This is a genomic window from Kineococcus lubricus (genome assembly GCF_050871965.1).
GTDB lineage: Bacteria > Actinomycetota > Actinomycetes > Actinomycetales > Kineococcaceae > Kineococcus.
Genome location: NZ_JBJLSK010000001.1, coordinates 40,663 through 65,262 on the forward strand (window position 1 = coordinate 40,663; position 24,600 = coordinate 65,262).

The window sequence follows — 24,600 nt, forward strand, 5'->3', positions numbered from 1 at the left end:
GCGCCCACGAGCCGAACCCCGCGGCCGGAGGGAGGGTTACGGAGGGCCGGGCGGGGTAGGTGCTGCGCGTGACCTCCACCACCTCTACGGCGCCGGACCTGAGCCTGCGGCGCGCGATCAGCGGCAAGCTGCTCTTCCTGTTCATCCTCGGCGACGTGCTCGGCGCGGGCATCTACGCCCTCGTCGGGCAGCTCGCCGGTGAGGTGGGCGGGGCGATCTGGGTCCCGCTGCTGGTGGCCCTGTTCCTGGCGCTGCTCACGGCGGCCTCGTACGCCGAGCTCGTCACGAAGTACCCCAAGGCCGGTGGGGCGGCCGTGTTCGCCCAGCGCGCGTTCGGCCGCCCGCTGGTCTCGTTCCTCGTCGGCTTCTCCATGCTGGCCGCCGGGGTGACGAGCGTGGCGGGGCTGGCGCTGGCGTTCTCCGGGGACTACCTCGGCGCCCTCGTCGACGTGCCGCCGCTGCCGGCCGCGCTGGTGTTCCTCGTCCTCGTCGCGCTGCTGAACGCCCGCGGCATCAAGGACTCGCTGCGCGCGAACGTGGTGATGACGGTCGTCGAGGTCGGCGGGCTGCTGCTGATCGTGGCCCTGGCGGCCGTGGTGCTCGGCCGCGGCGACGGCTCCCCGGGTCGGGTGCTGGAGTTCTCCCCCGAGCAGTCCCCGGTGGCGGGGATCCTGGCCGCCGCCGTCCTGGCGTTCTACTCCTTCGTCGGGTTCGAGACGTCGGCGAACGTGGCCGAGGAGGCCATCGACCCGGCCCGCACGTACCCGCGGGCGCTGTTCGGCGGGCTGGCCGTGGCCGGTGTGGTCTACGTCCTGGTCGGCCTGGCCGTCTCCACCGCCGTCGCCCCCGCGCAGATCGCCGACTCCGACGGCCCGCTGCTGGAGGTCGTGCGGGTCGCCGACGTGGGCCTGCCCGGCTGGCTGTACTCCCTCGTCGCGCTGATCGCCGTCGCCAACGGCGCCCTGCTCACCGCGATCATGTGCAGCCGCCTGACCTACGGGATGGCCACCGAGGGGCTGCTGCCGCCGGTGCTGGCCCGGGTCCTGCCCGGCCGCCGCACCCCGTGGGTCGCGATCGTCGTCACGACGCTGGTGTCGATGGCGCTCGTCGTGACCGGCGACCTGTCGACGCTGGCCGCGACCGTGGTGCTGCTGCTGCTCATCGTGTTCATCAGCACCAACGTCGCGGTGCTGGTGCTGCGCCGCGACCGGGTCGAGCACCGGCACTTCCGCACCCCCACCGTGGTGCCGGTGCTGGGGGTCGTGGCCTGCGTCGGGCTGCTCACCCAGCAGGAGGCCGGGGTGTGGCTGCGGGCGGCGGTCCTGCTGGCGGTGGGCGCGGTGCTGCACCTGCTCACCCGGCGGGCGTCCCGGGCGACGCCGCAGCCAGCCGACCGGAACCGCTGACCGTCACCGGGTGCTCGGCGGCCGTCACGAACGCCGTCTCCCCCTGCCCCAGCTCCAGCGACCCCGCCGCCGACGCGAGCCGCACCCGGCCCTCCAGCACGAGGACCGTGCGCGGCACCGTGCGCTCCCAGGTGGTCCCGGCCCCCACCGTCAGGACGGTCAGCGCGAAGTCCGGCAGCGGGCTGAACACCTGCTCGTCGGCCGAGACCACCCGCGGTTCCAGCAGCGGCGGCGGCAGCTCGCGGAAGTCCAGCACGTCCAGCAGCTCGGCGACGTCGACGTGCTTGGGGGTCAGCCCGCCGCGCAGCACGTTGTCCGAGCTCGCCATGAGCTCCACGCCGGTGCCCTCCAGGTAGGCGTGCACGTTCCCGGCGGGCAGGTACAGCGCCTCCCCCGGCGCCAGGCGCACCTGGTTCAGCAGCACCGAGACGAGGACCCCGGCGTCGCCCGGGTAGTGCCCGGCGAGGGCGACGACGCACTGCGCCGACGGGTCGTCCAGCGTGGGGGAGGCCTGCGCGACGGCCTCCACCAGCGGGGCCACCGCCTCGGCGGGCGCCGTCAGCAGCAGCCGCGTCGCCTCCCGCAGCGCGTCCGGTCCGGCCAGGACGGCGAGGAAGGCGTCGAACAGGTCGCGCGCCCCCGGCGGCAGCTCCGGCAGCGCCATCCCCGCCAGCAGCTCCCGCGCCGCCGCGGGTGAGCGGAAACCGGCCATCGCGGCGAACGGTTCCAGCGCGAACAGCAGCTCGGGCTTGTGCGAGGTGTCCTTGTACAACCGGTGCGGGGCGTCCAGCGGCACCCCGGCGGCCTCCTCCTGCGCGAACCGGCGCGCGGCCGTCGCGGCGTCCGGGTGGGCCTGCAGCGACAGCGGCGCGGCCGCGGCCAGGACCTTCAGCAGGAAACCCAGCCGGTCCCCGCCGTCGGCGCCGAGGAACTCCCGCGGGGAGGCAGCGATCAGGTCGTCGAGGCGGGCCCCGTCGGCCAGCGAGGGCGCCGAGGGGTGCGCACCGATCCACACCTCCGCCTGCGGGCGGCCGTCCGGTGCCCGGCCGAGCAGCCGCGGGATCGACGTCGTCGATCCCCACGCGTAGGGCTGAACGGTGTTCGTCAGTCTCAGCACACGGCCGAGGCTACTGGGGGGCCGCTGGGTAGGGTCGGGCCATGAGCGTTCTCGTGACGGGCGGTGCCGGCTACATCGGGTCCCACGTGGTGCGGCTGCTGCAGCAGCGCGGCACCGGCGTCGTGGTGGTCGACGACCTGTCCAACGGGCGCCCCGAGCGCGTCGGCGACGCCCCCGTCGTCCAGCTCGACCTGGCCACCGACGCGGCCGTCCCGACCCTGACCGCGGCCATCGCCGAGCACGGCGTCGAGGCCGTGATCCACTTCGCGGCCCGCAAGCAGGTCGGCCAGTCCGTCGCCGAACCGGCCCGCTACTGGTCGCAGAACGTCGGCGGCACCGCGAACCTGCTGCTGGCCATGGAGGCGGGCAAGGTCGACAAGCTGGTGTTCTCCTCCTCCGCGGCCACCTACGGCGCGCCCACCACGCCCCTCGTGCGCGAGGACGGCCCGGCCGAGCCCATCAACCCCTACGGCCAGACCAAGCTCGTCGGGGAGTGGATGACCCGGGCCGCCGGGCGCGCGTGGGGCCTGCGGGCGGCGAACCTGCGCTACTTCAACGTCGCCGGCGCCGGCTGGGACGACCTGGGCGACACGGCCGTCATGAACCTCATCCCCATCGTGTTCTCCGCGCTCGACGCCCAGCAGGCGCCCGCCGTCTTCGGCGACGACTACCCGACCCCCGACGGGTCCTGCGTCCGCGACTACGTCCACGTCCTGGACCTGGCGCAGGCCCACCTCGCGGCCCTGGACCACCTGGCCACCGACGACCGCCCGCACGACACCTTCAACGTGGGCAGCGGCACGGGCGCCTCGGTCCTGGAGGTCCTCGCCGAGGTCCGCGCGGTCACCGGCGTCGACGTCGAGCCCGTCGTGCACGCCCGCCGCGCAGGGGACCCGCCGCAGCTGGTCGCCGACGTCGAGCGCATCACCACCACCCTGGGGTGGCGGGCCACCAAGGACCTGCACGACATCGTCACGAGCGCCTGGAGCGCGTGGCGCCGCTGACCGCGCCCGCCCCGTCGCGGTCGGCCGCCGACGCCCGCGCTTGCTAGGGTCGAGCCCCGTGATCGACGCCCTCGGGAACCCCTCCTCCGTCCTCCTGCTCGGGGGCACGTCCGACATCGGCCTCGCGATCGTGGAGCGCCTCAGCCCCGAGCGTCCGGTGCGGGTGACCCTGGCCGCGCGGCCGGGCCCGCGGCGCGAGGAGGCCGTCGACCGGCTGCACCGCCGCGGGCACGAGGTGCGCACCGTCGACTTCGAGGCCACCGACCTCGCCTCGCACGCCGGGGTCGTCCAGGAGGCGTTCGCGGCCGGGGACGTCGACGTGACCGTCCTGGCCTTCGGGGTGCTCGGCGACAACGAGGTGTCCTGGCAGGACGCCGCGGCCGCGGTGCAGGTCGCGACGGTCAACTACACCGCCCCGGTCAACCTCGGGGTGCACCTGGCCGAGCGCCTCAAGGCGCAGGGCCACGGCGTGCTGGTGGCGCTGTCGAGCGTCGCCGGGGAACGCGCCCGCCGCTCCAACTTCGTCTACGGCTCCTCCAAGGCCGGCTTCGACGCCTTCTTCACCGGCCTGCGCGAGGCGCTGCGCCCGAGCGGGGTGCGGGTCGTCGTCGTGCGCCCGGGCTTCGTCACCACGAAGATGACCCAGGGGCTGGACAAGGCCCCGCTGTCCGTGTCCGCAGAGCAGGTCGCCGAGGTGGCCGTCGACGCCGTCCGCAGCGGCAAGGAGACCGTGTGGGCCCCCGAGCCCATGCGGTGGGTGATGTCCGCGTTGCGGCACGTCCCGGCGCCCGTCTTCCGCAAGCTGCCCCTCTGAGGTCCGGCAGCGCCCTGAACAGCACCGGGAAGAGCACCGAGAACAGCGAGGTCACCCTGTCGAGCACGCACGCCCGGCCCGCCAGGGCCGAGATCCCCACCGCCCGGCGCCGCCCGGGCCAGGTCGCGCCGCGACCGGCCCGCCGGCTGCCGGACCTGCTCGTGGGGCTCGGTGCCGTGATCGCGGCGCTCGTCGTGTTCTCCTGGCGGCTGGGCACCCCGAGCCCCTGGCGCGACGAGGCCGTCACCATCGCGGTCGCCTCGCGCACGGCCGAGCAGATCCGGGCGCTCGTGCAGGACGTCGACCTCGTCCACGCCCCGTTCTACTTCCTGGCCCACGCCCTGTTCGGGGCCGACGTCGACATCGTGCAGGCGCGCTCGATCTCCGTGGTCGCCGCCGCCCTGACCGCCCCGCTGCTGCACGGGGTGGGGCGCCGCCTGGCCGCCGGGGCCGTCGGGCCGGGCACGGCCCGCTGGACGGGCGCGACCGCGGCCGCGCTGTTCGTCTCCATGCCGTTCGTCAGCCGGTACGCCCAGGAGGCCCGGCCGTACGCCCTGGCGACGCTGGTGGCCACCCTCGGGACGTACCTGCTGATCCGCTCCTCCACGACGCCGGCGGCCCGCCGGTGGGCCTGGCTGGTCGGCTACGCCGCCTCGATCCCGCTGCTCGTCGCGCTGAACACCGTCGCGGCCCTGGTGCTGGTCGCGCACGCCGGCTGGGCGCTGGCCGCGGGCCGCCGCACCTTCGTGCGCAGCGCGGTCGCCGCCGTCGCCGGGCTGCTGGTGTCGGTCCCGCTGCTGCTGGCGCAGGACGCCCAGAGCGGGCAGGTCGCGTTCCTGCAGCGGCCCACGCCCGCCGAGCTGGGCAGCCACGTCGTCTTCGCGCTCGGGTCCTCGACGGTCGCGGTGGTCGTGGCCGCGCTGGTCGCGGCCGTGGCGGTGTGGCGGGCGCGGGCCCGCCGGCTCGTCCTCGTCGGGCTGCTGTGGGGCGTCCTGCCGTGGCCGCTGCTGTGGACGATCTCGCAGGTCACCCCGTTCTGGACGACGCGCTACCTCGTCTTCGTGGCCCCCGGGACGTGCCTGCTGCTGGCCTCGGTGGTCACCGTGGCGCTGCGGCGGCGGCTCGCCCCGGCCCTGGCCGTGGCCCTGGTGGGCGTGATGGGCGTCACGGGCGTGCACATGCAGTTCGTCTTCCGCTCCCCCACCATCGGGCACGCCGAGGACCTCAAGGGCACCGCGGCCTACGTCGCCGCGCACGCCCGCGCCGGGGACGGGCTGCTGTTCCTGCCCGACGGCGAGTACCGGTACCGGGTCCTGACCCAGCTGTACCCGGAGGCCTTCGAGCGGCTCGACGACATCGCCCTGGAACGGTCGGCCACGGAGTCGTCGACGCTGGTGGGGACCACCGTGGACGCGACCCGGCTGTGGCAGCGCATGGTGGGCGTGGAGCGCGTCTGGGTCGTCGGCGGCGTGGGACCCGTGGTGACGAAGACGCCCGCGGACCGCGAGACGAAGCGGCTGCTGAACGAGGGGTACCGGCTCGTCTCGACGGAGGAGAAGCGGGCGTTCAGCGTCAAGCTGTACGTCCGGGACGACAGCGCGCAACCCACTGGTCACTGACGTCTCACCCGTCCCAGGATTTACAACCCTCGCACTGATCCCCTACGTTCCGTCACGAATTCCCCGACGGACGGAGCGCACCACCCCATGCCCTCGCCCACCCCCCTGTCCCGACGTGCCGCCCTCGCCGGGGCCGGCGGGGCGCTGCTCGCGCTGGCCGTCCCGGCCCCCGCGCACGCCGCGAGCACCGGTGGGGTCCGCTCCCTCGCCCTGGCCGCCCCCGCGGGCCGCTCGCTGCTGTCCGGGGCCGCGCCCGACGCCGCGGGCCTCACCACCGTCCCGGTGCGCGTCGACGGCGGCAGCATGCTCGGCGTCAGCTTCGGGCCCGGACCGGCCCCCTCGTCGGTGGCGCTGCGCGTCACCCGCGCCGGCGCGGACCCCGGCGGGTGGGTCGACCTGACCCTGGAGGACGACGCGCCCGTCCCGGCCACCGACCCCGTCTGGACCGGCGACCTCGGCCCCGGCGCGGTCGTCGAGGTGCGGCTGCCCCGGTCGGCGGCCGGCACCGCCGAACTGGTCGTCGTGGACCCGGGAGCGGGCACCCGCACGGCCCGCACGCTGGCCGCCGGGGACGGGCCCGCCATCCGCTCGCGCGCGCAGTGGGGCGCCGACGAGTCGCTGCGGCGCGCCGAGCCGGAGTACGCCGACACCGTCCGGGCGGCGATCGTGCACCACACCGCCGACGGCGGCCGGTACTCCGAGGCCGAGGTGCCCGCCGTCATCCGCGGCATGTACCGGTACCACACGCAGACCCTGGGCTGGAGCGACCTGGGGTACAACGTCGTCGTCGACCGCTTCGGCGGGATCTGGGAGGGCCGCGCCGGCGGCACCGACCGCCCCGTGGTCGGCGCGCACGCCGGGGGCCTGAACACCGGCACCTTCGGCGTCTCGATGATGGGCGACTTCACCTCCGTCGCCCCGTCCGAGGCGACCCTGCAGGCCGTCGCCGAGGTCATCGCGTGGAAGTTCGCGCTGCACGGCCTCGAGGCCCGCGGCCGCGCGCGGCTCACCTCCTCCGGCGGCGGCACGTCCCGCTGGGCCGCGGGGACGCCCGTGGAGATCGCCACGATCAGCGGGCACCGCGACGTCGGGTTCACCGCCTGCCCCGGGAACGTCGGGTACACGCGGATGGAGGACGTCCGCGGCCGCGTCGCCGCGCTCCTGGCCGCCGCGCCGCGGACCTCGCCGATCTCGCGCAAGTACGCCGAGGTCGGCGGCGCCGGGCTGCTGGGGGCCGCCACCGGCCCCGAGGGCGACGCCCTGCGCGGCGGCCGCTTCCGGCACTACGAGAACGGCTCCATCTACCACCAGCCGGACGTGGGCACCCACGTCGTGCGCGGTTCGCACCGGGGCAAGTACGCCGCGCTGGGCTGGGAGTGGTCGCCGCTGGGCTTCCCCGTGGCGGACACGACGAACCTGCCCGGCGACGCGGGCAGCTTCACGCACTTCGAGCACGGCTCGATCTACCGCCGCGCCGGGGCCGACCCGCACGTGGTGCTCGGCGCCATCCGCGGCGCGTGGTCGGGCCGGGGGTGGGAGAACTCCCGGCTCGGGTTCCCCGTCTCGGACGAGTACGACGTCCCTGGTGGGCGGGCGTCCGACTTCGAGGGTGGTCAGCTCCGGTGGAACGCCTCCACCGGCAGGGTCAGGGAGGTCTGATGAGGAAACGCCTGTTCCCCGCCGCGCTCGCCGGTGCGGGTCTGCTCGCGCTGAGCGTCCCCGCCGCCGCCTCGGCGGCGCCACCGGACCTGCGCCCGGCCGTCCGGCTGCCGGCCGCGGTCGACGACCTCGCCGACTACGAGGGCGCGACGACGTGCGCACCCGTGCAGCCCGGCACCGAGAGGTTCCGCGACCTGCTGCTGGCCGCGTACGGGAAGCAGACCATCGGCACCCACCGCGCCTGCCCCGCCGACGGGGCGGTGAACTCCGAGCACCACGAGGGCCGCGCGCTGGACTGGATGCTCGACGCCGCCGACCCCGCCGACGCCGCCACCGCCGCGCAGTTCCTGGACTGGCTGCTGGCCGACGACGCCGAGAACGCCCGCCGCCTCGGCGTCATGTACGTCATCTGGGACGGGCAGGTCTGGAAGTCCTACCGGGCGGAGCAGGGGTGGCAGCCGTACACCGGCCCGAACCCGCACACCGACCACGTCCACCTCTCGCTGTCCCACCGCGGCGCGGCCGGGGAGACGTCCTGGTGGACCGGCGAGGTGGAACCGGTGGAAGCCCACTGGGTCGCCCTCGGCGGGGACGACTCCGCGCTCGGCGACCCCGTCTCGGGCCGCTACGCCTACGAGGGCGCGACGGCGCGCAACTACGAGAACGGGACGATCCTGTGGACGTCCGACACCCGGGCGCGGGCGGTGTCCGGGGCGATCGGTGCGGCGTACTTCGGCGACGGGCTCGTCGACGTCCTGGGCTTCCCCGTCACCGACGAGGTCGGCGTCCGGGGTGGCCGCGCGAACCACTTCGAGGACGGCTCGGTGTACTGGAGCCCCGCGACCGGCGCCCACGAGGTGCACGGCGCGATCCGCGCGACCTGGGCCTCGCTGGGCTGGGAGACGTCGCGGCTGGGTTTCCCGACCAGCGACGAGCACTCCGCCGGCGGGCAGCGGCGCTCGGACTTCGAGGGCGGGTACGTGACGTGGACCGCGGCGGAGGGGGCCACCGTCCACCTCACCTGAGGGGGCCGCCCGCGCCGTCCCCTCGCCCCCGGCGATCAAGGACACCCGCGCGGCGATCAAGGACAGCCCGGCTCCGGGCAGCACGGGTTTCCTTGATCGTCGCCGGTGAGTCCTTGATCGGCGTGGGGGTGTCCTCGATCGGCGTGGGGTGGGCGGTCGCCGCTCACCCGTCCGGCTCAAGCTCCGGCCCGGACCTGCCGAGAAGTGGCCGTGCCCACCACGCCGGTCATCTCCCGCGGCAGCCGCACGGCGGCCACCGCGCCGTTCGCCCACGAGTCCCCCGCCGACCACCTGCACCTGCTGCGCCGGGCCACCTGGGGCCCGACCCCGGACGCCCTGGCCGAGGTCGCCCGGCTGGGCACGGCGGGGTGGATCGACCGGCAGCTGAACCCGGGCGCGATCGCGGACCCGGGGATCGACACGCTCGCCGCGCGGATGCCGTTCTACTTCCGCAGCGCGCAGGACCTCATCAGCCGCGGGTACGCGTACACGGAGTGGAACGCGATGCTGGCGACGGGGCGGCTGGCCCTGGCCCGGCAGATCTGGAGCAATCGGCAGCTGTTCGAGGTCGTCGTCGACGTCTTCAACAACGTCCTGAACGTGACCTGCCCGAGCTCGGAGGTGTGGGGCAGCCGGCAGGAGTACGACCGGGAGGTCATCCGCCGCCACGCCTTCGGCTCCTTCGGGGACATGCTGGTGGCCTCGGCCCGCCACCAGGCGATGCTGGTGTACCTGGACAACGCCAGCTCCACCGCGGCGCAGCCGAACGAGAACTACGGCCGGGAGCTGCTGGAGCTGCACACGATCGGCGTCGAGGCCGGGTACTCCGAGGCCGACGTGAAGGGTTCGGCGCGGCTGCTGACGGGCCTGACGATCGCGCAGGACGGGGCGGCGGTCTTCGACGCGGGCCGGCACGACGGCGGCGCCCGGTCGATCTTCGGCTTCCAGGTCCCGGCGCACCACCCCGCCGACGGCGGCCGCTGGATCGACGCGTACCTGCGCTGGCTGGCCGTCCACCCGCTCACCGCGCGCCGGCTGTCGGCGAAGCTGGCGACCCGGTTCGTCTCCGACGCCCCGCCGTCGGCGCTGGTGGACGCGATGGCCCGCACCTGGGTCGACACCGGCGGGCAGATCGTGCCGGTCCTGCGCACGCTGTTCGACTCGGCGGCGTTCTGGGCGTCGGCGGGCCAGAAGGTCCGCACCCCGCAGGAGGACTACGTCGCGACGCTGCGCACGCTGGGCACCGGCATGGAGGCCAGCGGCATCGAGGGCATCACGAAGATCTACTGGCACGTCCTGGACCAGGGGCACGCGCCGATGGCGTGGGCCGCGCCCAACGGCTACCCCGACGTCGCCGCCGCCTGGGTCTCCCCCAGCGGCACGCTGTCGCGCTGGAACCGGCACATGGACTTCGCGGCCGGCTGGTACCCGAAGGAGCTGGCCTTCGTGCCCGCGGCGAAGCTGCTGCCGAGCATCCCCTCCACGTGGGGCGGGCTGGTCGACGCCCTGGGCGTGCGCCTGACCGGCAGCAGGCTCACGGCCGACGAGAAGGCCGGGCTGCTGCTGTACGCGGGCCGGTCCGAGGGCGCGCCGTGCTCGGCCGCCGACCGCTGGGTGCAGAACGCCCTCCCCTTCCTCGTCGCGCTGACGCTCGACGGCCCGACCTTCACCATCCGCTGAGGAGAGACGTGACGACGACACACGACCACGCCGGCTGCGCCGAGGGGTCCCGCCTGCTGTCGCGCCGGTCGGTCCTGCGCGCGGCCCTGGCCGCCGCGGCGGCCGGGGTGACGACGTACGCCGTGGGCGACGTCTCGACGCAGGTGTCCTTCGCGGGCACGGGCTGGAACGGCGAGACGCTGGTGGTGCTGAGCCTGCACGGCGGGTTCGACGGGCTGTCGGCCGTCGTGCCCGGCGGCGACGGCAGCTACTACGCGGCCCGCCCGACGATCGCGGTCCCGCGCTCGACGCTGCTGGGCCTGGACCAGATGTTCGGCCTGCACCCGGCGATGGCCCCGCTGATGCCGTTCTGGCGCAACGGGACGTTCGGCGTGGTGCACGCGGTCGGGCAGTCCGACCCGACCCGCTCGCACTTCGCGGCGATGGAGCGGATGGAGCTGGCGGCCCCGGGCAGCTCGCTGCGCACGGGCTGGATCGACCGCACGATCGGGTCGCTGGGCACGGGCTCGGTGCTGGGCGCGGTGGGGATCTCGAACCAGACGCCGCGAGCGTTCGCCGGGCCGAACCAGGAGACGACGATGACGTCCCTGACGGACTTCAACCTCATCGGCCCCGGCGACGACCGCGCGAAGTGGCACGCGGCGCTGCGCCGCATGCACACCGGCGCCCGCCCCGAGGTGGGGCAGCCGGCGACGACGCTGCTGACGGCGATGGAGGACGTGGCCCGGCTCCCGGGCGTCGGCGGTGCCCCGGCGAACGGGGCCGTCTACCCGGACACCGACCTGGGCAAGGCGCTGGCGCAGGCCGCGGTGCTGAAGAAGTCCGGCGCGCCGGTGCAGGTCATCGCGCTCGACTACGGCGACTGGGACATGCACGCCGGGCTGGGCCGGGTCGACGGGGGCTGGATGCGGGACAAGCTGACGGAGCTGGCGAGCGCGCTGGCGGCGTTCGCCACGGACCTCGGGCCGTCGTTCGCGTCGACGACGCTGGCGACGCTGTCGGAGTTCGGCCGCCGGGTGCAGGAGAACGCCTCCGGCGGTCTGGACCACGGTCACGGCAACGCGGTCCTGCTGCTCGGCGGCGGGGTCGTGGGGGGCCGGGTGCACGGGGTGTGGCCGGGGCTGGGCGCGGACCGGCTCGTCGACGGCGACCTGGCCGGGACGACGGACTACCGCTCGGTGATCGGGGAGGTCCTGCAGAAGCGGTGCGGGGCGGGGTCGCTGTCGGCGATCTTCCCCGGTTTCAGCGGCGGCCAGCTGGGGGTCGTCCGCGCGCGGTGACCGTCACTCAGCGTGATCTCCATGAACGCTGAACTGTTCCTGACAGAGCCCTCCGAGCCCCCTGCGGGCCGGGGGGCTCTTGTCGTCCCCGATACCGGAACAGGGGTTCAGGTCTGGGACGGGAGCGCCGATTGTGACGTAGAGTGAACGAGTGACCACAGAGGTGTTACCGAGTCGTGCACTCGGGCACCTTGTACACCACTGGCATCGTCCCCTACTTTGCGTGACGGAACGAGCACCGACTGGTAGCGACACGCTCAAGGTCCGGAGACGAAGCGCCGATGTGGAGGCCGAGCGTTCACCCGTGTGGGTGTGACCCACGCACCGTGAGCAACGCCCCCGCCAGAGAGGAACGAGCCGATGCGGTCCGTCCAGACCCCCCTGTCCCGACGCGCGCTCCTCTCCGGCGCCCTCGGCACCGGCGTCACCGGCGCCGCCCTCCTCGGCAGCGGCACCCCCGCCGGCGCCTCCACCAGCGCCCTGGCCCCCGCCGGCCTCCAGGTCACCGGCTCCACCCGCGCCTTCGCGCTCGGCGACCAGCGCAGCGCGTCCCTGCTGTCCACCGGCGACCTGGCGACCGTCGGCGTCGACGTCGACGGCGGTCACATGGTCGGCGTCACCTTCCCCTCCGGCGCCTCCACCGACACGATCTCCGTGCGCGTGCGCACCGCCGGCCGCGACTGGACCGAGTGGCGCGACCTGCCCCTGAACGACTCCGAGCCCGACCCCGGCACCGCCGAGGGCCGCCGCTCCGTCACCGCCTCCGACCCCCTGTGGGTCGGCGCCCTCGGCACCGGCGCCACCGTCCAGGTCCGCCTCCCCCGGGCCGACGTCCACGACGCGCACCTGCAGCTCGTCGACGCCGGCGAGAGCAGCACCCTGGCGCGCAGCACGCTGTCCTCCCCCCAGACCCAGGGCACCAAGGCCTCCCCCCGCGTCCTGCCGCAGCCGGCCATCCGGACCCGCGCCCAGTGGGGGGCCGACGAGTCCCTGCGCAAGGGCGGCGCGAGCTACAGCGACACCATCAAGGCCGTCGTCGTCCACCACACCGCCGACGGCGGCACCTACAGCCAGGCCGAGGTCCCCTCGGTCATCCGCGGCATGTACCGGTACCACACCGTCTCCCTCGGCTGGTCCGACCTCGGGTACAACTTCGTCGTCGACCGCTTCGGCGGGATCTGGGAGGGCCGCGCCGGCGGCATCACCAAACCCGTCGTCGGCGCCCACGCCGGCGGTTTCAACGCCGACACCTTCGGCGTCTCCATGATGGGCGACTTCACCTCCGTCGCCCCCAGCGCGGCCTGCCTCGAAGCCGTCGCCCAGGTCATCGCCTGGAAGCTGTCCCTGTACGGACTGCCCGCCGACGGCGCCGCGCACCTCACCTCCGCCGGCGGCGGCACCGCCCGCTACGCGGCCGGGACCACCGTGAAGCTGCGCACCGTCAACGCCCACCGCGACGTCGGGTTCACCGCCTGCCCCGGCAACGTCGGGTTCACCCGCATGGACGCCATCCGCGGCCGCGTCGCCCAGCTCCTCAGCGGCGCCACCACCACCGCCATCGACGCCAAGTACGCCGCCGTCGGCGGCGCCGCGGCCCTCGGCGGCCCCACGACGCCCGAGAACGACACCCCCGGGAACACCGGTTCCTACCGCTTCTACTCCGGCGGCGCGATCTACTGGTCCTCGGCCACCGGCGCGCACACCGTCCGCGGCGCCATCCTCCAGCGCTGGGGGCAGCTCGGCTGGGAGAAGGGCATGGGTTTCCCCACCACCGACGACTCCCCCGCCAAGGGCGGTTTCTACAACCACTTCCAGGGCGGCTCCATCTACTGGTCCCCGGCCACCGGCGCCCGCGAGGTCCGCGGCGCCATCCGGGAGAAGTGGGCCTCGATGGGCTGGGAGGGCGGACCCGCCGGGTTCCCGGTCACCGGTGACGGCGTCGCCCGCGGCGGCTGGTTCACCCACTTCCAGGGCGGCTCCATCTACTACTCCGCCGCCACCGGCGCGCACTGGACCGCCGGGGACATCCGCGCCCGCTGGGCCGCGCTCGGCTGGGAGAACGGCCTCGGTTTCCCCACGATCGACGACACCCGGACCCCCAACGGCAAGGGCTGGTACAACCACTTCCAGAAGGGGTCGATCTACTGGTCCCCCTCGACCGGCGCGCACGCCGTCACCGGCGGGTTCCGGGACACCTGGGCCTCCCTGGGCTGGGAGAACTCCTTCCTGGGTTTCCCCACGAAGGACGAGTACTCCGTCGACGGCGGGACCCGCATCGAGTTCGAGGGCGGGGTCCTCAGCTGGGCCAGGTCCACCAACAAGATCACCGTGAAGAAGAAGTGACGTGACCCGGCGACCGCGGTGGCGGACCCTGCTGGCGGCGACCGCCGCGGCCGGGTCCCTGCTCGCCGGCACCACCGCGGCCGCCGCCGCCCCCCGCGTCCCGGCGGGCCTGCCCACCGAGGCCGAACCCCTCGCCGCCCGCTACCAGCCCCCGACCACCTGCGGCGCACCGCAACCGGGGACCCTCGCCGTGGCCCAGCTGATCCGCGACGCGTACGGGCGGCAGACGATCGGCACCGCCCGCGACTGCCCCGCCACCGGTGTCCCCGTCTCCGAGCACTCCGACGGCCGCGCCCTGGACTGGATGCTGAACGCCGCCGACCCCGCCCAGGCCGCGCTCGCGCGGGAGTTCCTCACCTGGCTGCTCGCCGACGACGCCCGCGCCGCCCGCCGCCTCGGCGTCATGTACGTCATCTGGGACCGGCAGGTGTGGAAGGCGTACGCCGCCGGCGCCGGGTGGCAGCCGTACACCGGCCCGAACCCGCACACCGACCACGTCCACCTGTCCCTGACGTTCTCCGGCGCCGCCCGCGAGACGTCGTGGTGGACCGGCACCACCGACCCGCTGCGCGGGCACTGGATCGCCCTGGGCGCCGAACGGTCCGCCCTCGGCGGCGACGTCGGCGGGACCCGGACGACGAACTCCGCGGGCGTCGCCCGCAAGGATTTCCACCACGGCACCGTCTACTCCTCCCCCACCACGCCGGTGCGGGAGGTCCACGGCGCGATCCGCGCCCGGTTCGACGCCCTCGGCGGCGTCGGCGTCCTCGGCGTCCCGCTCACCGACGAGCTGCGCACCCCGCGCCGCCCCGGCGCCTACAACCACTTCCAGCACGGCTCGGTCTACTGGTCGCCGGCCACCGGCGCGCACGCCGTCCGCGGCGCCATCCGCGACCGGTGGGCCGCCCTCGGCTGGGAGAACGGCATCGGTTTCCCCACCACCGGCGACGCGAGGACGCCCGTGCGGTTCGGCTACTACACCCACTTCGAGGGCGGCTCGGTCTACTGGTCCCCCGCCACCGGCGCGCACGCGGTCCGCGGCGCGCTGCGCGAGGCGTGGGCCCGGCAGGGCTGGGAGAACGGCCCCCTGGGTTTCCCGACCACCGACGAGTTCGGCGTCCCCGGCGGCCTGCGCCTGGAGTTCCAGGGCGGCTCGATCACCTGGGACGCGGCCCGCCGCACCACCTCGACCTCGCTCCACCGCTGAGTCCCACCCTGGAGGAAACCGTGCGCAGACGAATCTCCCGAGCCGTGGCCGTCACCGCCGCCGCGCTGGCCGCGGGAACCCTCACCGCCCTGCCCGCGCAGGCCGCCGAGGTCCGTCCCGCCGTCGGCGGCGCGTTCACGTTCGCCGGGCACGGCTACGGCCACGGCATCGGCATGTCGCAGTGGGGTGCGCAGTCGCGCGCGCTGGGCGGGCAGTCGTACCGCACGATCCTCGACTTCTACTACCCCGGCACGACCGTGGGGACGCAGCCCGACCGCGTGCTGCGCGTCGGGCTGACCGCGTTCGCCAACGCGGCCGTCGCCGTCTACGCCCCCACCGCCGCCCAGCTCACGATCTCCGCCAGCGGCCAGAAGGTCGGCCCCGGTCAGCGCCTCGTGGTGGCCCCCGCCGGCGGCGGGCTCAGCGGCGCCGTCGACGGCGGCTGGAACGAGACCTGGGGCGGGACCGTCACCGTCAGCGGCCCCGACGGGGTCCTGCTGCAGAAGGGCGACGGGACGTTCGCCCGCTACGACGGCACCGTCCGCATCGTCACCGGGCCCAGGCTGACCGTCGTCAACGACGTCCCGCTGGAGACGTACCTGCGCGGCGTCGTGCCCGCCGAGTCCCCCGCCTCCTTCCACCCCGAGGCGCTCAAGGCCCAGTCCGTGGCCGCCCGCAGCTACGCCATGTCCGTGCTGAACCCGCAGGCGCAGACCGACATCTGCGACACCACGGCGTGCCAGGTGTACCGCGGCGCGGAACTGCGCGACCGCAACGGCGCGACCACCTGGACCACCCCGGCGTCCACGAACGCCGCGATCGCCGCCACCGCCGGGGAGATCCGCTCCTACGGCGGCAAGGTCGCCTTCACCCAGTTCTCCTCCTCCAACGGCGGGTGGACCGTCGCCGGGTCCAAGCCGTACCTCGTCGCCGCCGAGGACCGGTTCTCCGGCCCCGGCGCCGCCGCCGGCGGCAGCGTCGCCGACTGGACCGCGACCGTCCCCGCGACCGCCTTCGACGCCGGGTGCGCTCCCGGGGGGCGCGCCACCACCCTCGTCATCACCGACCGCGACGGCCGCGGCGACTACGGCGGGCGCGTCACCCGCGCGAACCTGGTCTGCACCAACGGCACCGTCGCGGTGACCGGCACGAAGATCCGCCAGCTCGGCGGCCTGCGCTCGGACTGGTTCTCCATCGCCAGCGCCGTCCGCCAGCGCTACGACGCCCTCGGCGGCGCCGCCGCCCTGGGCCCGGCGACCAGCGCCGAGCTCGGCACGCCGAACGGGCTCGGGTCCTACCAGCACTTCGCGGGCGGGTCGATCTACGCCTCCGCCGCCGGCGCCCACGAGGTCCGCGGCGCGATCCGCGCCGAGTGGGCCCGCCTCGGCTGGGAGAACGGGCTGGGTTTCCCCACGACCGGTGACACCCGCACCCCCGGCGGCGGCGGGTTCTTCAACCACTTCCAGGGCGGGTCGATCTACTGGTCGCCCGCCACCGGCGCCCACGCCGTCCGCGGCGCGATCCGCGCCGAGTGGGCCCGCACCGGCTGGGAGACCGGCCTCGGCTTCCCCACGACCTCCGACGCCCCCACCCCGAACGGCCAGGGGTGGTTCACCCACTTCCAGAACGGGTCGATCTACTGGTCCCCCGCCACCGGCGCCCACTTCACCCGCGGCGCCATCCGCGACGCGTGGGCCCGGCTGGGCTGGGAGAACGGCCTCGGCTTCCCGGTGACCGGCGACGCCGCCCTGGCGAACGGCCGCGGCTGGTTCACCCGGTTCCAGGGCGGGTCGATCTACTGGGGCCCGACGACCGGGGCGCACGCCGTGCGCGGCGCCGTGTACGACGCCTGGGCCGCCCAGGGCTGGGAGAACGGCCCCCTCGGGATGCCCACCGGCGACGAGCGCTGGAACGGCTCGACGCTGACGCAGACGTTCCAGGGCGGGACGCTGAGCTTCAGCTCGGTCACCGGGAAGGTCTCGCGCGGCTGAGGCGTACGCGGGTGCTGGCTCCATCGCTCCACGACGCCCGATCAGGGTTCCAAAGAGCCCTTTCCCGCGGATGGAGCCAGCACACGCGTACGCGCCAGGGTTGTCCACAGGGCTCCGGCAGGCCGAACGGGTCTCGGGCAGGCTCCTGCCCCGTGGAACCTCTCGACGCGGTGCGGTCCTGCGGGGGTGCCGCCCGTTTCACCCGCCTCACGGCACTGACGCCGCGGCGCGCGCTCGCGGCGGCCGTCCGCGGTGGAGTGCTGACCTGCCCCGTCCCCGGCGTGTGCGCGGCGCCCGACGTGACCCCGGACACCCTGGCGGTCGCAGTGCTCCGCGGTACCCGCAGTCGCCACACCGCTGCCGCCGCCCTCGGGCTCGACCTCGTCGACCCGCCGTCGCGGCTGCACGTGGCGTGCCCGCCCGGGACCCGCGGCACGTGGCCGGGGACGACCGTCCACCGCCGGGACCGTCGAGACCTGGACGGAAGCACCGCTCCTCTCGACACCGTGCTCGACTGCCTGACCTGCCTCGCCCACCGGTTCGCCCTCGTCCCCGTCGACAGCGCCCTGCGTCGGCAGCTCGTCACGGTCGAGGAACTGCACGACGCGCGCGTCCGGATGAACCGCAACGACCCCCGCCGCCGGCTCATCACCTGGGCAGACCCCCGCAGCGGCTCACCGCTGGAGACGGTCGCCCGCTACGACCTCCTCGACGCCGGGTACGCCGTCCGCACCCAGCGCGTCCTGGAACCGGCAGGCCGGGTCGACTTCGTCATCGACGGCTGGCTGGTCGTCGAGACCGTCCCCCGGCGCCAGGGCGCCGGGCGGTGCCCCCAGGGTTCCGCTTCCACGTCGACCCCCGGCAGCGGCGCGAGGACCTGCGCCGCGACGCCGAGCTCCGGGGGCAGGGGAAGGTGGTGCTGCGCTTCGACTGGCACCAGGTCGTCCGGCAGCGCGAGTGGTGGCTGGGCGTCGTGCACGACGTGCACCGGTCGGGGTCCGCTCCGCCGGAACGGCGATGAGTCCTGGGCCGCCCGGTGGTCGCACAGGGCATGAGACGCGTCGTGAGCTGGGTGTTGCGGGTGGCGCTGGCGGTGGTGTTCGTCGCGGCGGGGGCGGGCAAGCTCGCCGGGGACGCCGCCGCGGTGTCGATGTTCGAGGGGCTCGGTGGTCAGTGGCTGCGGTTCTTCGTGGGGGCCTGCGAGGTCGCGGGAGGCGTGGGGCTGCTCGTGCCGAAGCTGCACCGCGCGGCCGCGGCGGGCCTGGCCCTGCTGATGGTGGGGGCGACGATCGCCAACGTCGCGGTGCTGGGGTTCAGCCCCGTCGTGACGATCGCGCTGCTGCTGGCGGCCGTGACGGTGCTGTGGCTCAGGCCCGCACCGCGGGTGCGGCCCGCCGGGCGGCCGGCAGCGCGAGCAGCGTGACGAGCACCAGCAGCGACAGCGGCCGGGTCTGCGCCGCGACCGGCCCCCAGTGCAGGACGGGCAGCAGCCACGGGACGCCGGCGAGCACGGCGAGCGGCCGCCACCGCCCCCACCCGGCCAGCGCGACCGCGGCGATCGGCGCGGCCAGCGCGTGGTGCGACCAGGTCACGGGCGAGACCAGGCAGGTGACCAGCGAGACGAGCAGCCCGAACCGCACCCGGTGCCCGCGGTCCAGCCAGTCCCCCCGGTGCGCGACGAGGGGCACCAGCGCCACCAGCGGCACCGCGAGCACCAGCGCCGGGGTCGTGGGCAGCCCGGCGTGGGCGAAGGCGCCGGCCAGGGAGTTGTTGGTGGTCGTCCCGGGCGCGGCGACGCGGGTGGAGTCCCACAGCAGCCCGCCGAAGTACGACACCGCCGAGGCCGGCGCCAGCAGCACCCCGACCCCGGTCGCCACCAGACCCACCACGACGACGGCCGCCGCGAACCACCACCGCGCACGCCGGTTCACCCCCGCGGCCACGACCAGCGCCGGGGTCACCTTCACCGCGCCGGCGAGCCCGGCGAGCACCGCGCCGCCGCGGCCGCCGTACAGGCAGCCGACGACGAGCCCGACGACCACGAGGGGGCTGACCTGCCCGAGCACCAGCGCCTCCCGGAACGGGTCGCTGAGCAGCACCAGCGCGGTGCCCACGCCCGCCAGGAGGTCGGTGCTCCTGGGCGCGACGGCGCGGAACACCTTCCAGCAGGCCCAGACGGTGACGGCGATCAGCGCGGCGTCCCACACCACGAGGTCGACGGCGGCGGGCAGCAGGAGCAGCGGGACGAACAGCACCGCCGCGAACGGCGGGTAGACGAACCAGTGCCCGCGGTAGGTCTCGCGCAGGTAGAGGTCGCGGCCGGCGAGCAGGTCGCGGGCGCCGTCCCGGTAGACGGCCAGGTCGTAGCCCGGCTGCCACGGCTCCTGCCCGACGCCGGACAGGACGACCGCGACGGTCAGCAGGACCCCGGCCAGCGCCGGGAGCAGGAACCTGCGCTCACGCACGGGAGGTCGGGCGGTCCGGGAAGACGAACGTGCGGAACGTCCAGAACCGGAACACCATGGCGATCGCCATCCCGACGACGTTGCCGGAGAGGTTGTCCACCAGCGGCGACGTCCACCCGAACCCGTAGTGGGTGATCGCCAGGCACAGCAGCTGCAACCCGGCGGCGAGGGCGGAGAACAGGAAGAACAGGGCGTACTCGCGGCCCGGGTGCTCGCTGCGTCGTTCGCGCCAGGTGTAGTACCGCGACCCGAGGAACGCGATGAAGATGGCGACGACGCTGGAGACGACCTTCGACCACGCCGACCCGACGCCGGAGAACAGCAGGACGTTGAACACCACGAGGTCGGCGAGGTAGGCGATCCCGCCGGAGACGAGGAAGCGCACGACCTCCCCGAACCGCTCGTGCTGCGTGACGGCCCGGATCACAGCCACACCGCCAGGAGCAGCGACGCGCACCAGGTGAGCGCGAGGACGAGCAGCACCCGGTCGTGCAGGGCGATCTCCTCGGGTTCCTCGGCGTCGCCCTTGTCGACGTCGACGGCGTACCGCAGGACGGCCAGGATGAACGGGACGACCGAGATCGACGCCAGGTTCGTGCCGGACTGCGGGACGAGGACCTCCACGGTCCACAGCGCGTAGGCGGTGACGACGACGGTCGCGGCCAGCGTCCACACGAACCGCAGGTAGGTGGTCGTGTACTTGCGCACGACGCGGCGGACGGCCTCGCCGGTGAGCTCACCGCGCCGGGCCTCGCCGTAGCGCTTCCCGGCGGCCATGAACAGCGACCCGAACGCGGTGGTGAGCAGGAACCAGCCGGACAGCGGGATGTCGCCGGCGGTGCCGCCGGCCAGCATGCGCAGCAGGAACCCGGACGCGACGCACGCCAGTTCCAGGACCGGTTCGTGCTTGACGCCGAAGCAGTACGCGAGCTGGATGAGGAAGTAGACGACCAGGACGGTGCCCAGCGCGGGCTGCCAGGCCAGGCCGCCGCCGACGGCCAGGAGCGCGAGGACGACGGCGAGGGCCACGGCGGTGCGCACCGACAGCTCCCCGGCCGCGATGGGCCGGAAGCGCTTGCGCGGGTGGGCGCGGTCGGCGTCCACGTCCTTGGCGTCGTTGATGAGGTAGATGGAGCTGGACACCAGGCAGAACAGGGCGAACGCGACGGCGACGCCGGTGAGGGTGTCGAGCCCGACCTGCGACCCGGCGGGGACGACGGGCGCCAGGACGAGGACGTTCTTGACCCACTGGCGCGGGCGCATCGCCCGCAGCCACGCCGGCAGGCGGGAGGCCCGGGCCGACGGGGAGGCCGAGGGCGTGGCCGGGTCGGTGGTCGTCACGAGGCGATCCGGCGCACGGCCGCGGCCGTCGCCGCGCCGAGCAGGGCGCCGGCCGTCACGTCCGTCGGGTAGTGCACGCCGAGGACGAGGCGGGAGGTGAGCATCGCGGGGACCAGCGGCCAGGTGGGGACGGGCAGCAGCGGCGCGAAGGCGACGGCGGCGGCGGTCGTGGAGGTGGCGTGCGAGCTCGGCATGCTCCACCGGCTGGGGGTGCCGACGCGGACCTCGACGTGGTGGTCGAGCGGCCGGTGCCGGCGCGCGACCCGCTTGAGCACGACGGAGGCGCCGTGCGCGGCGACGACCGAGGCGGTGGCGACCGCCCACTCGCGGCGGCGGCGGCGGTCGAGCAGGTACCCGGCGGCCCCGATCGCGATCCACGCGGCGGCGTGCTCGCCGGCGTGCGAGAGCCCGGTGGCGACCTGCTGGGCGCCGGGGGCGGTGATCCCGCGCTGGACGGCCTGCAGGAGGCGCAGGTCCGCCGCGGCCAGCGAATCCTTGACGTTCACAGTCCTCCTGCCGGGAGCAGCACGATGTCGGAGACGGCCATGTCCCAGGTCGTGGAGACGGGCCAGGTGGGCAGCCCCCGCGCCTCGGGGGGCTCGGTGCCGCGGTCGAAGCGGAACAGGTCCCCGGCGACGGGCACCGGGGCCGCGTCGCGGTCGCGGTGGGTGAAGTTGAGCTCCAGCAGCCGGCGGCCGGTGGGCGAGGCGTCGGCCTCGACCTGGTCGATCATCGGCTGCACGCGGGCGGGGTCGGCGAAGTAGTCGACGACGCAGTCGCACACGTACGCCAGGTGCCCGATCTCACCGGGCGAGGTGACGTGCTGCGGGCCGCCGCGCTCGCGCAGGAGGGCCTGCACGTCGGTGGCGATCTGGGTGTAGCGCGAGGGTTCGGCCCAGTTCGTCTGGATGGGGGCGATGGGCCACGGGGTGCCCGCGCGCAGGTTCGCACCGGTGCTCGCCACGACGAGGACGACGGCGGCCAGCCCCGCGCCGAGGCCGACGGGCCGGACCGCGACGTCGCCGAACAGCACGCCCAGGGTCGCGACGGCCGTGACCGTGGACAGGGCGACGAGCACCGCGTAGTACCAGTGGTAGGGCGGGACGCCGAGGATCGACAGCGCCGCGTAGTGCGCGACGCCCGCGAGCCCGGTCACCAGCCACGGCCACAGCCGCGGCCCGGCGGAGGACTCCGCGCGGCGGCCCGTCCAGCCGTACGCCGCCAGGACGCACCAGCCGAGGCCGCCGAGGACGACGGGCAGGAACGCCAGGACGGCGGTGAGCCCGTAGACCTCGACGTACATCTGGGCGCCGTTGGTGACGTCGTACTGCCCCCACTTGGCCTGCAGGGTCTTGATGACGACGGTGTCGGGGACGGCCGAGCCGAGGGAGAACCAGCTCCACACCATCCACGGGACGACCACGACGAGGGCCGCGGGCACGGCCAGGTGCACCCGGCGCAGGATCGCGGGGGTGAGCAGGGTGAGGACGGCGATGACGACGCCGGCGTCCATGCGGGTCAGGAACACCGCGCCGGCGAGCAGGCCGAACAGCACCGGCCGTCCCGCGACCGCGGTCAGCAGCAGCAGCGAGACCAGCAGGACCAGGAACGCCGACTCCAGGCCCACCGAGCTCAGCAGCAGCGGGTTCACCCCGATGGCGACGGCGGCGGCGGGGCCGACCCACGCGGGCAGCCGGGTGCGGCGCGCCGACGACGTCAGCGACAGCGTCAGGCCGACCGCGATCGCGACGTGCAGGATCCCCAGCGCCAGCACGGGCCGGCGCACGACGAAGGTCACCGCCCCCAGCAGCAGCACCCACAGCGGGGAGGTCGCGGTGTTCGAGGGGACGTCGGACAGCAGGCCCCACGTCCCGTGCAGGGCGAGGTTCCGCGCGTAGGCCAGGGTGATGTAGGCGTCGTCGACGAGCGCGGTGCGCACGAGCAGGAACGTGGCCGCGGCGAGCACGCCGACAGCCGCGGCGGGCACGAGGTGCCGGGTGCTGCGGTTCACGCCTGGCCGCGCATCCGGGCGACGACGCGGTGGGCGGTGTCGTCGGCGACGATCCGGCCCTGCTCCAGCAGCACCCCGCGGGTGCAGAGGTTCGCGACCATGTCGAGGTCGTGGCTGACGATGACCAGGGTGCGGCCCTCGGCGCGCAGCTCCTCGATCCGGGCCAGGCACTTCTTCTGGAACGGCTCGTCACCGACGGACAGGATCTCGTCGATGAGGAAGACCTCGGGGTCGGTGTGGACGGCCACCGCGAACGCCAGCCGCAGGAACATCCCCGAGGAGTAGAACTTCACCTCGGTGTCGATGAACCGCTCGATCTCGCTGAAGGCGACGATGTCGTCGAACCGGGCGGTGATCGTGGCCTCGTCCATGCCGAGGATCGCGCCGTTGAGGAACACGTTCTCGCGGCCGGTCAGGTCGGGGTGGAACCCGGCGCCGACCTCGATGAGCCCGGCGATGCGGCCGCGGACGCCGATGGTGCCCCGGTCGGGGCGCATGACCCCGGAGATGAGCTTCAGCAGGGTCGACTTGCCCGACCCGTTGAACCCGAGCAGGGCCAGCGACTCGCCCTGGTGGACGGTGAGGTCGATGCCGTGCAGGGCCCGGAACGTGTCCGAGATCGGCTTCTTCCGGATCTTCGCCATGGCCAGCTCCTTGAGGGAGCGGTTGTGGCGCAGGGTGAAGTCCTTGACGAGGCCGTTGACCTCGATGGCGGTGGCGGTGGTGGTGCCGGGGACGTTGGTCACGGTCATCACAGCTCCTGCGCGAAACGGCCCTCGATGCGGCGGAACACGGCCTGCCCGGCCGCCAGCAGCGCCCCGGCGATGAGCAGGGCCCACAGCCCCGACCACAGCAGGTGCGGCGGCAGCACGACGGCGGCGCCGGCGTCCCGGACATCGCCGGTGGGGTACCAGAAGGCCCAGTGGAAGAGCTCGACGGCGGACGTGATCGGGTTCAGCTGGTAGAGCGTCATGAACCACGAGTCCGGCCCGCCGACCGCGTCGGCGACCTTGCGCCAGTCGTACAGGACCGGGGAGGTCCACGTGACGATCATCAGCAGCAGGTCGACGATGTTCTCGAAGTCGCGGTACAGGACGTTGATCGCCCCGAACAGCAGCCCGAGGCCGACGGCGAGGACCGCGACGATGGCGAACCCGAGCACCCCGGCCAGCACCTGCACCGGCCCGGGCCGCCAGCCGGTGGCGACGCACGCCAGGAGCAGCACGACGAGCTGGGGCAGGAAGTGGATCGCCGCCACCCACGCCGAGGAGACCGCGAACAGCTCCCGGGGCAGGAAGATCTTCTTGATGAGCGGTGCGTTGCCCACCACCGAGCGCGTCGCGTTGCCGAACGCCTCGGTGTAGAAGTTGATGACGACGATGCCGGAGAACAGGTACACGGCGAAGTTGGGGACGCTCTGGTTGAGCTTGAGGAACTCCCCCATCGCGAAGTAGAAGACGGCGAACTGCACGCCCGGCTTCACGTAGGACCACAGCAGGCCCATGACGGACCCGCGGTACCGGACCCGCATCTCCTTGCGGACCAGGAGCTTGAGCAGGTACCGGTACCGGACGACGTCCAGCAGCCCCGAGCCGTGGCCCGGGGCCACCAGGGGCGCTGTCGTGGAGGCAGCCAAGG

At 74.5% G+C, this 24,600-nt stretch carries 21 protein-coding genes; 13 read left to right on the forward strand and 8 right to left on the reverse strand.

The features are described 5' to 3' along the window. Positions 1-68 precede the first annotated feature (68 nt). Positions 69-1,406, forward strand: a complete 1,338-nt coding sequence (locus ACRYRX_RS00215; RefSeq protein ID WP_432509759.1) for an APC family permease — start codon at positions 69-71, stop codon at positions 1,404-1,406. Here ACRYRX_RS00215 and manA read toward each other — a convergent pair. Next, positions 1,354-2,523 (reverse strand): mannose-6-phosphate isomerase, class I, encoded by a 1,170-nt coding sequence (gene manA, locus ACRYRX_RS00220; RefSeq protein ID WP_432509760.1) that lies wholly within the window; start codon positions 2,521-2,523, stop codon positions 1,354-1,356. The two genes, ACRYRX_RS00215 and manA, sit on opposite strands and share 53 nt — an antisense overlap. Before the next feature lie 41 nt (positions 2,524-2,564). Here manA and galE point away from each other — a divergent pair, with 41 nt between their 5' ends. The 12 genes from galE to ACRYRX_RS00280 all read left to right on the forward strand — a co-directional run bounded on the left by galE (position 2,565) and on the right by ACRYRX_RS00280 (position 18,568). Then, positions 2,565-3,527 (forward strand): UDP-glucose 4-epimerase GalE, encoded by a 963-nt coding sequence (gene galE, locus ACRYRX_RS00225; protein ID WP_432509761.1) that lies wholly within the window; start codon positions 2,565-2,567, stop codon positions 3,525-3,527. 58 nt (positions 3,528-3,585) lie between these two features. Beyond that, entirely contained in the window at positions 3,586-4,341 is a 756-nt protein-coding gene (locus ACRYRX_RS00230; protein WP_432509762.1) for a decaprenylphospho-beta-D-erythro-pentofuranosid-2-ulose 2-reductase, read from the forward strand. A 161-nt stretch (positions 4,342-4,502) separates the two neighbouring features. Further along, on the forward strand, positions 4,503-5,960 hold the full coding sequence (locus ACRYRX_RS00235) for a glycosyltransferase family 39 protein (RefSeq protein WP_432509763.1): 1,458 nt from the start codon (positions 4,503-4,505) through the stop codon (positions 5,958-5,960). Positions 5,961-6,047: 87 nt separating this feature from the next. Further along, positions 6,048-7,619 carry an N-acetylmuramoyl-L-alanine amidase gene (locus ACRYRX_RS00240; RefSeq protein WP_432509764.1) on the forward strand — a complete coding sequence of 524 codons (1,572 nt, stop codon included), beginning with the start codon at positions 6,048-6,050 and terminating at the stop codon, positions 7,617-7,619. Further along, on the forward strand, positions 7,619-8,644 hold the full coding sequence (locus ACRYRX_RS00245; protein ID WP_432509765.1) for an LGFP repeat-containing protein: 1,026 nt from the start codon (positions 7,619-7,621) through the stop codon (positions 8,642-8,644). Before ACRYRX_RS00240 ends, ACRYRX_RS00245 begins: the two co-directional genes overlap by 1 nt. A 210-nt stretch (positions 8,645-8,854) precedes the next feature. After that, positions 8,855-10,324: a DUF1800 domain-containing protein gene (locus ACRYRX_RS00250; protein WP_432509766.1), complete on the forward strand. Its 1,470-nt coding sequence runs from the start codon at positions 8,855-8,857 to the stop codon at positions 10,322-10,324. Positions 10,325-10,332: 8 nt separating this feature from the next. Next, positions 10,333-11,604: a DUF1501 domain-containing protein gene (locus ACRYRX_RS00255; RefSeq protein ID WP_432509767.1), complete on the forward strand. Its 1,272-nt coding sequence runs from the start codon at positions 10,333-10,335 to the stop codon at positions 11,602-11,604. A 360-nt stretch (positions 11,605-11,964) separates the two neighbouring features. After that, on the forward strand, positions 11,965-13,947 hold the full coding sequence (locus tag ACRYRX_RS00260) for an N-acetylmuramoyl-L-alanine amidase (RefSeq protein ID WP_432509768.1): 1,983 nt from the start codon (positions 11,965-11,967) through the stop codon (positions 13,945-13,947). 1 nt (position 13,948) lies between these two features. Then, a complete protein-coding gene (locus ACRYRX_RS00265; RefSeq protein WP_432509769.1) occupies positions 13,949-15,154 on the forward strand; it encodes an LGFP repeat-containing protein in 1,206 nt (401 codons plus the stop codon). A 20-nt stretch (positions 15,155-15,174) separates the two neighbouring features. Then, the gene (locus ACRYRX_RS00270) at positions 15,175-17,145 is read left to right on the forward strand and encodes a SpoIID/LytB domain-containing protein (protein ID WP_432509770.1); all 1,971 of its coding nucleotides are present in this window, start codon (positions 15,175-15,177) and stop codon (positions 17,143-17,145) included. An 826-nt stretch (positions 17,146-17,971) separates the two neighbouring features. Further along, a complete protein-coding gene (locus ACRYRX_RS00275) occupies positions 17,972-18,166 on the forward strand; it encodes a hypothetical protein (RefSeq protein ID WP_432509771.1) in 195 nt (64 codons plus the stop codon). A 30-nt stretch (positions 18,167-18,196) separates the two neighbouring features. Continuing rightward, positions 18,197-18,568 carry a DoxX family membrane protein gene (locus tag ACRYRX_RS00280; protein ID WP_432509772.1) on the forward strand — a complete coding sequence of 124 codons (372 nt, stop codon included), beginning with the start codon at positions 18,197-18,199 and terminating at the stop codon, positions 18,566-18,568. Here the strand turns inward: ACRYRX_RS00280 and ACRYRX_RS00285 are convergent. Genes ACRYRX_RS00285 through ACRYRX_RS00315 form a run of 7 tightly spaced genes read right to left on the reverse strand, consistent with a single transcriptional unit; the run spans position 18,513 to position 24,598 of the window. Then, entirely contained in the window at positions 18,513-19,610 is a 1,098-nt protein-coding gene (locus ACRYRX_RS00285) for a glycosyltransferase family 87 protein (RefSeq protein ID WP_432509773.1), read from the reverse strand. The genes ACRYRX_RS00280 and ACRYRX_RS00285 overlap by 56 nt on opposite strands. Further along, positions 19,603-20,037 carry a GtrA family protein gene (locus ACRYRX_RS00290; protein ID WP_432509774.1) on the reverse strand — a complete coding sequence of 145 codons (435 nt, stop codon included), beginning with the start codon at positions 20,035-20,037 and terminating at the stop codon, positions 19,603-19,605. The genes ACRYRX_RS00285 and ACRYRX_RS00290 overlap by 8 nt, the downstream gene beginning before the upstream one ends. Further along, positions 20,034-20,951 carry a decaprenyl-phosphate phosphoribosyltransferase gene (locus ACRYRX_RS00295; protein ID WP_432509775.1) on the reverse strand — a complete coding sequence of 306 codons (918 nt, stop codon included), beginning with the start codon at positions 20,949-20,951 and terminating at the stop codon, positions 20,034-20,036. The genes ACRYRX_RS00290 and ACRYRX_RS00295 overlap by 4 nt, the downstream gene beginning before the upstream one ends. Beyond that, the gene (locus ACRYRX_RS00300; RefSeq protein WP_432509776.1) at positions 20,948-21,457 is read right to left on the reverse strand and encodes a phosphatase PAP2 family protein; all 510 of its coding nucleotides are present in this window, start codon (positions 21,455-21,457) and stop codon (positions 20,948-20,950) included. The genes ACRYRX_RS00295 and ACRYRX_RS00300 overlap by 4 nt, the downstream gene beginning before the upstream one ends. Next, positions 21,454-22,962, reverse strand: a complete 1,509-nt coding sequence (locus ACRYRX_RS00305) for a hypothetical protein (RefSeq protein ID WP_432509777.1) — start codon at positions 22,960-22,962, stop codon at positions 21,454-21,456. Before ACRYRX_RS00305 ends, ACRYRX_RS00300 begins: the two co-directional genes overlap by 4 nt. Beyond that, positions 22,959-23,714 carry an ABC transporter ATP-binding protein gene (locus tag ACRYRX_RS00310; RefSeq protein WP_432509778.1) on the reverse strand — a complete coding sequence of 252 codons (756 nt, stop codon included), beginning with the start codon at positions 23,712-23,714 and terminating at the stop codon, positions 22,959-22,961. Before ACRYRX_RS00310 ends, ACRYRX_RS00305 begins: the two co-directional genes overlap by 4 nt. After that, positions 23,714-24,598 (reverse strand): ABC transporter permease, encoded by an 885-nt coding sequence (locus tag ACRYRX_RS00315; RefSeq protein WP_432509779.1) that lies wholly within the window; start codon positions 24,596-24,598, stop codon positions 23,714-23,716. The genes ACRYRX_RS00310 and ACRYRX_RS00315 overlap by 1 nt, the downstream gene beginning before the upstream one ends. Between the last annotated feature and the right edge of the window lie 2 nt (positions 24,599-24,600).

Bases quoted from the DNA above. Each gene is read 5' to 3' on its own strand.
- ACRYRX_RS00310 (WP_432509778.1), bottom strand. From the start codon at position 23,714: ATGACCGTGACCAACGTCCCCGGCACCACCACCGCCACCGCCATCGAG.
- ACRYRX_RS00280 (WP_432509772.1), top strand. From the start codon at position 18,197: ATGAGACGCGTCGTGAGCTGGGTGTTGCGGGTGGCGCTGGCGGTGGTG.
- ACRYRX_RS00240 (WP_432509764.1), top strand. From the start codon at position 6,048: ATGCCCTCGCCCACCCCCCTGTCCCGACGTGCCGCCCTCGCCGGGGCC.
- galE (WP_432509761.1), top strand. From the start codon at position 2,565: ATGAGCGTTCTCGTGACGGGCGGTGCCGGCTACATCGGGTCCCACGTG.
- ACRYRX_RS00260 (WP_432509768.1), top strand. From the start codon at position 11,965: ATGCGGTCCGTCCAGACCCCCCTGTCCCGACGCGCGCTCCTCTCCGGC.
- ACRYRX_RS00245 (WP_432509765.1), top strand. From the start codon at position 7,619: ATGAGGAAACGCCTGTTCCCCGCCGCGCTCGCCGGTGCGGGTCTGCTC.